The organism is Bartonella sp. ML69XJBT, assembly GCF_028618515.1.
GTDB lineage: Bacteria > Pseudomonadota > Alphaproteobacteria > Rhizobiales > Rhizobiaceae > Bartonella.
On sequence record NZ_JAQITB010000007.1, the window covers coordinates 86,937 to 92,936 of the forward strand.

The following is a 6,000-nucleotide window of genomic DNA, read 5'->3' on the forward strand; positions in this document are numbered from 1 at the left end:
ATCTTCATTCATGTTAACGTATCTCCATAAAAGACAAACTTAAATGCAAAATTTTTCTTTTTTAATACTCTACCAGCCTTCGCTTTCTTTAGTTTTGAAATTAAAGTGCCAAATAAAAACGTGTAAAAGGAGCTATTGATATGAAACAAGCTTATGACAATAACAACATTTTTGCTAAACTGATTCGCAATGAAATCCCTTCTGTTCGTGTCTATGAAGATGAAGATGTCATTGCATTTATGGATATCATGCCACAAGCACCAGGTCATACCCTCGTTATTCCCCGAAAAGGCTCTAGAAACTTACTGGATGCGGACACTGAAACATTGTTTCCAGTTATTAAAGCCGTGCAAAAAATTGCCAATGCTGTCAAAAAAGCTTTTCAAGCAGATGGTATAACAGTCATGCAATTTAATGAAGCGGCGAGTCAACAAACTGTTTATCATCTCCATTTCCACGTTATACCACGTATGGAAGGAATAGAGCTTACCCCTCATAATAACGTTATCACGCCTACAGAAATACTTGAAGAGAACGCAAAAAAAATTCGTTCTGCTCTTTAAAGCATTCTCAAGTTGTTGAACTTTTTTTCTTCAAACGTTTTTTAGTAGAATCTGTTGTTTTATTGTTCTTTGCAGCAACAGACAGATGAGAAGAGGAAATTTGTAACTGCAACCTCTCTTTTTCGCCGTTTGTTTTTTGTGTCGATACGCGAACCATGCCACCATTGCGCAACTTTCCAAATAAAATTTCGTCAGCCAATGGCTTCTTAATATGTTCTTGAATAACACGGCTCAACGGGCGTGCCCCCATCTGAGAATCGTATCCTTTATTGGCAAGCCAAATCATTGCAGAAGGACTTAACTCAAAACAAACACCCCGCTCAGCTAATTGTGCTTCAAGTTGAAAAATAAATTTTTGCACAATCTGATTGATAATGAACTGAGATAAAGGAGCAAACGGAATAATGGCATCTAGCCGGTTACGAAATTCCGGTGTAAAAAGTCGATTAATTGCTTCAATATCATCCCCATCGCGATGCACTTTTCCAAATCCGATCACTGATTTTGCCATATCTGATGCACCGGCATTGGTCGTCATAATTAAAATGATATTACGAAAATCAATTTTTTTGCCATTATGATCTGTTAATTTACCATAATCCATGACTTGCAATAAAATATTAAACAACTCTGGATGCGCTTTTTCAATTTCATCCAGCAATAAAACGGCATGAGGATTTTGATCAACAGCATCTGTAAGAAGTCCTCCTTGATCAAATCCTATATAACCTGGAGGAGCACCGATTAAACGTGCTACAGTATGCCGTTCCATATATTCTGACATATCAAAACGCAACAGCTCAACGCCTAAAGAAGATGCAAGTTGTTTTGCAACCTCAGTTTTTCCTACCCCCGTTGGTCCAGAAAACAAATAATTTCCTATTGGTTTATCTGGTTCACGTAATCCTGCCCGTGCTAATTTAATTGATGACACTAATGCGGAAATTGCTGGGTCCTGCCCATAAACAACTTGTTTAATTGCTCTTTCAAGCTTACTGAGTACCTTCTGATCATCACGAGAAAGTGCTTTTGGTGGAATCCGTGCCATAGTGGCAACAGTCGCTTCAATTTCTTTAACGCCTATACTCTTTTTTCGTTGTTTTTTTGGCAAAAGCTTTTGTGCTGCCCCGCTTTCATCAATAACATCGATTGCTTTATCAGGTAGTCGGCGCTCAATCATATAACGTGAAGATAATTCTACCGAGGCCTTCATTGCCTGATCCGTATATTTGATCTGATGAAAATCTTCGAAATAAGGCTTTAGACCTTGCAAAATCTTAATTGCATCAGCAATAGAAGGTTCGTTAACATCAATCTTCTGAAAACGGCGCTCTAAAGCACGGTCCTGCTCAAAAATTTTGCGATATTCTCTGTAAGTCGTCGAACCAATACAGCGAATAATTCCAGAAGATAATGCAGGCTTTAAAAGATTTGCCGCATCCATATTTCCGCCTAATGTAGACCCTGCTCCAACTAAGGTATGGATTTCGTCAATAAATAAAATAGCATCTGAATATTGCTCAAATTCTTTAATAACTTTCTTTAAGCGTTCTTCAAAATCGCCACGATAGCGGGTACCAGCAACAAGCCCTCCCATATCAAGGGAAAATATTGTTGTATTTAATAAAACCTCAGGAACTTGTTCATCAACAATGCGTTTTGCCAGTCCTTCAATTATAGCAGTTTTTCCAACCCCAGGATCACCAACTAAAAGGGGGTTGTTTTTTGATCTTCTACATAAAATCTGAATCATGCGTGAGATTTCCATCTCACGACCAATTAATAAATCAATTTTTCCATTACGTGCCTTACAATTAAGATCAATACAATAATTTGCCAGTGCACTTGTTACCTTTTCATCACTGTCTGAAATTTGCTGATCTAATTGCTCCTCAAGCCCTTCAAGTAACATGGATAATCCTTCATCTCGTGTGATACCATGTGAAATGAAACGCACGGCATCATAGCGTGTCATTCCCATCTCTTGAAGGAAATAAGCCGCATGGCTTTCACGTTCAGAAAAAATTGCAACAAGAACATTTGCACCCGATACTTCATCTTTTCCAGCTGATTGAGCATGAATCACGGCACGCTGAATAACGCGCTGGAAAAATGTTGTTGGCTTTGTGTCTTCATCTGCTTTAATCTGTACATCCAATTCTGACTGGATATAGTTAGTTAAGCGCTCTCGCAATTCTTCTACATCTACCTGACAAGCCTGAATGACTGAATTTGCATCGACATCATCGAGTAGAGCAAGCAGAAGATGCTCTAATGTTGCATATTCATGCCGCGCTTGCGTAGCAATTGTTAATGCGCGATGCAAAACTTCTTCAAGACTTGATGTAAAAGATGGCATAATCCCTTACCTCCATTCCATTACACATTGTAATGGGTGTTCATTTTGACGGGCACACTCCCTAACTTGTACTATCTTCATTTCAGCAACTTCATAACTATAAATTCCACATTCGCCTACCCCATTCTGATGAACATTTAACATAATACGCGTTGCTTCTTTGAAATTTTTTTGAAAAAAAATTTCTAAAATAAAAACAACAAAATTCATAGGGGTATAATCATCATTAAGTAAGAACACATGATATAACTTAGGTTTTTGGAGTTTTGTTCTCATCTTTGGCAAGATAATAGCATCCTGTCTGTTTTCGTCCCAATTCTTGCCTTTTTCATTCTGTATAATACGCGCTATAGAGTTCATTATCAGCTTTTGTGCCATTATTGTTTCCTATGGAGCATAGTTTTTTAATTTTAAGTTTTTTCATAACTATTGTAATACTTGTTTGTGTAAAGAAGCAAACTTTCCTTTGTTATTATAAGATTTAAGTCAAATATGAAAATTCCCAAAATATTTTCTGTAAATAAATTAGTAATACCATTCATCTAAATTGCATCAAAAAGCTGCAAAAAGGGGCTTTACAAATTTTTTTAGCGTAAATAATGGAGAAATAGGATACTGCAAGTGTATATTAACTGCCAAAAAGTTGCCTGGTGCTATAAAAAAATAGCAATTGCTTTTATTGTTTTAGCCTTTTCTTACTCTTGGGCATTAGCTACTCCTCAAGAAGCTTATCCTGATAAATATGCTGCTATCGTTATAGATGCGAATACAGGAAAAACCTTATTTCAAGCCAATTCAACGCTAAAGCGTTACCCTGCTTCTTTAACAAAAATAATGACATTGTACATGCTTTTTGAAGCTATGCATATACGTCGTGTGACGCCCAATACACCAATCCCCATCTCAGCTTACGCAGCAACGCGCCCACCAACAAAAATCGGCTTTAAAGCAGGTCAAACAATTTCTGCCGAAGAAGCAGCAAAAGCTCTTATTACAAAATCAGCAAATGATGTTGCCACTGCCATTGCCGAATATCTCGGTGGCAGTGAAAAAAAATTCGCTCGGATGATGACTGCTAAAGCCAAAAAACTAGGTATGACTCATACGAATTTTACAAATGCTTCAGGTCTCCCAGATGTGCGCAATTATTCCACGGCACGAGATATGGCAACCCTATCACTAGCCCTACGCAAACATTTTCCACAACAGTATAAATTGTTCAAAACAAAAAGTTTTACTTTCCGTGGACATATCATTAATAGCCACAATAGACTCGTTAAAACAATGAAAGGTGTTGATGGAATTAAGACAGGATACACACAAATGTCAGGTTCTAATTTAGCATCTTCGATGCACCTTGAAGGGCGCTCTATCGTTGCTGTCGTTATGGGGGGTAAAACTTCTATCGCACGTGATAAACACATGGCCAGCTTATTAAACCAATATTTGCCACAAGCCAGCAAGATTAAAAATAACGGACATTTGATGGCTTCTGTACACTATAATTTACCCTCTGGTGCTAATATTCCTATTCCCTCCATTAAAGCAGAACAAACCAATCTCGATGACGAAATTTCTACGATGTTGACTGCGTTTGCTGAACAACCTAAAAATTCCAATACAGCAATAGCCGCAGTAAACCAAGCGATTATACCAATTCCTAATCCTCAGAAAATGATATCCGTTGAGACTAAAATTATTACAGCTTCTTTATCCCAAAATGCTGGATGGGCTGTACAAATTGGTTCACTTCCAAGTCAAGAACAAGCACAAACTCTGCTTCAAAAAGCAAAAAACATAGCCTATTCCGCTCTAAAAACGACATCTTCACATATGCAACTGTTTGAAAAAAGCGGACGTCGTTATTATCGTGCACGGTTTGTAGGATTTCAATCAAAAAAAGCAGCATTCGATGCTTGTTCTACATTAAAGAAAGCAAATTTTAACTGCTACACTGTAGCTTACTAAAAGTTTTTGGATTCCGCGTTAAGGATAGTATCATGAAACATAATGCTCTTGCTTCACCCAATAAAAAAGAAAAATTATTGAAGCAATCATCCTTCCTCTCATTACGCTCTCTTCACAATGCAGTAACAAGACTCACTGCTTTAAAATATACTCCAGCAACATTAGACACACAGTCTCTTGTCAATCTTCTCATTTGCCAAACAATGCGCAACCGTCGTCTTACAATGCCTCCTGTACGTATTCATTTACGTGTTGCAAGCCAAACTGGTAATGTACCTATTAAAATTCATTTGAGTACAACAAAAACTCCATAGGTAATTTTTCAAAAATTATTTTCTTGATAAAAATATCTGTGTATTGCCTAAAAAGCCTTTAAAAGGCTGGAGTTTATGCGCTGTTCCTACAAACTGTAAGACGTTGCGCTCACAAATTCCTGCCCAACGCTTGTACTTAGCTTTTCAATAAGGTTATTTTTTTAAGCCAATAGAAAGTACCCAATACTTGATTTAATTATTCTTGATACTTTTTTTATGAGAAAGAAGTTATCTTATTGGAAGCTCTGTTTATACATTGATTAGGGTAATAACATAACAGAAAATGTTCTTTGAAAACATATTAACTCACCAACGACACATTGATTTATAATGATAATTTAGCGTTATTCATATTGAATTAGAACCCCGAATAACCTAAGATTCTCTCATTTCAAATCTCTCTATCTTGAATCAATCAAAACCATTCCCTTGCATGTCAAAAGCGGGGCTGGTGTGTGGGTAAAAATTGTATAAGAAAGGAATAAAAATGGTCCTTATGAACCGTCTTAATGCAAGATCTGTCGCAACATTGGGGGCTGGCAAATATAATGATGGTGCCGGCTTGCTTCTTCATAAGCGTAAAGATGGGGGTGCTCAATGGCTTTATCGCTATACCATTCACGGGCGCCGTCGTGAAATGGGCTTGGGTGCCTTGAGAGATGTTTCTTTAAAACAAGCTCGCGAATGTGCAAATCAATGGTGTGCTGTTTTATGTGAGGGGCGTGACCCCATTAAAGAACGCAACAAACAAAAGCGTGAGGCAATGCGCAATCTCCATTATTTAAAAGATATGGCA

The 6,000-nt window shown here is 37.4% G+C and carries 6 protein-coding genes; 4 read left to right on the forward strand and 2 right to left on the reverse strand.

What is annotated here, in order from left to right:
• Positions 1–140 precede the first annotated feature (140 nt).
• Positions 141–563, forward strand: coding sequence for an HIT family protein (locus PVV68_RS03980; RefSeq protein ID WP_273720323.1), 423 nt, complete (start codon positions 141–143; stop codon positions 561–563).
• Between the two features lie 7 nt (positions 564–570).
• On the opposite strand, the gene clpA is transcribed toward PVV68_RS03980, so the two are convergent.
• Together clpA and clpS are read right to left on the reverse strand one after the other, a co-directional pair.
• Positions 571–2,922 (reverse strand): ATP-dependent Clp protease ATP-binding subunit ClpA, encoded by a 2,352-nt coding sequence (gene clpA / locus PVV68_RS03985; RefSeq protein WP_273720321.1) that lies wholly within the window; start codon positions 2,920–2,922, stop codon positions 571–573.
• A 6-nt stretch (positions 2,923–2,928) separates the two neighbouring features.
• On the reverse strand, positions 2,929–3,300 hold the full coding sequence (gene clpS / locus PVV68_RS03990; protein ID WP_273720320.1) for an ATP-dependent Clp protease adapter ClpS: 372 nt from the start codon (positions 3,298–3,300) through the stop codon (positions 2,929–2,931).
• A 243-nt stretch (positions 3,301–3,543) separates the two neighbouring features.
• On the opposite strand from clpS, the gene PVV68_RS03995 reads away from it, so the two are divergent.
• From PVV68_RS03995 to PVV68_RS04005, 3 genes are all read left to right on the forward strand, one after another.
• Complete coding sequence (locus PVV68_RS03995) at positions 3,544–4,890, forward strand: D-alanyl-D-alanine carboxypeptidase (protein WP_273720318.1); 1,347 nt, start codon at positions 3,544–3,546, stop codon at positions 4,888–4,890.
• Positions 4,891–4,922: 32 nt separating this feature from the next.
• Positions 4,923–5,204, forward strand: coding sequence for a hypothetical protein (locus PVV68_RS04000; RefSeq protein ID WP_273782674.1), 282 nt, complete (start codon positions 4,923–4,925; stop codon positions 5,202–5,204).
• 487 nt (positions 5,205–5,691) lie between these two features.
• Positions 5,692–6,000 (forward strand): Arm DNA-binding domain-containing protein (locus PVV68_RS04005; protein WP_273782675.1); only part of this gene is annotated, 309 nt, incomplete at its 3' end.

Bases quoted from the DNA above. Each gene is read 5' to 3' on its own strand.
- PVV68_RS03980 (WP_273720323.1), top strand. From the start codon at position 141: ATGAAACAAGCTTATGACAATAACAACATTTTTGCTAAACTGATTCGC.
- clpA (WP_273720321.1), bottom strand. From the start codon at position 2,922: ATGCCATCTTTTACATCAAGTCTTGAAGAAGTTTTGCATCGCGCATTA.
- clpS (WP_273720320.1), bottom strand. From the start codon at position 3,300: ATGGCACAAAAGCTGATAATGAACTCTATAGCGCGTATTATACAGAAT.
- PVV68_RS04000 (WP_273782674.1), top strand. From the start codon at position 4,923: ATGAAACATAATGCTCTTGCTTCACCCAATAAAAAAGAAAAATTATTG.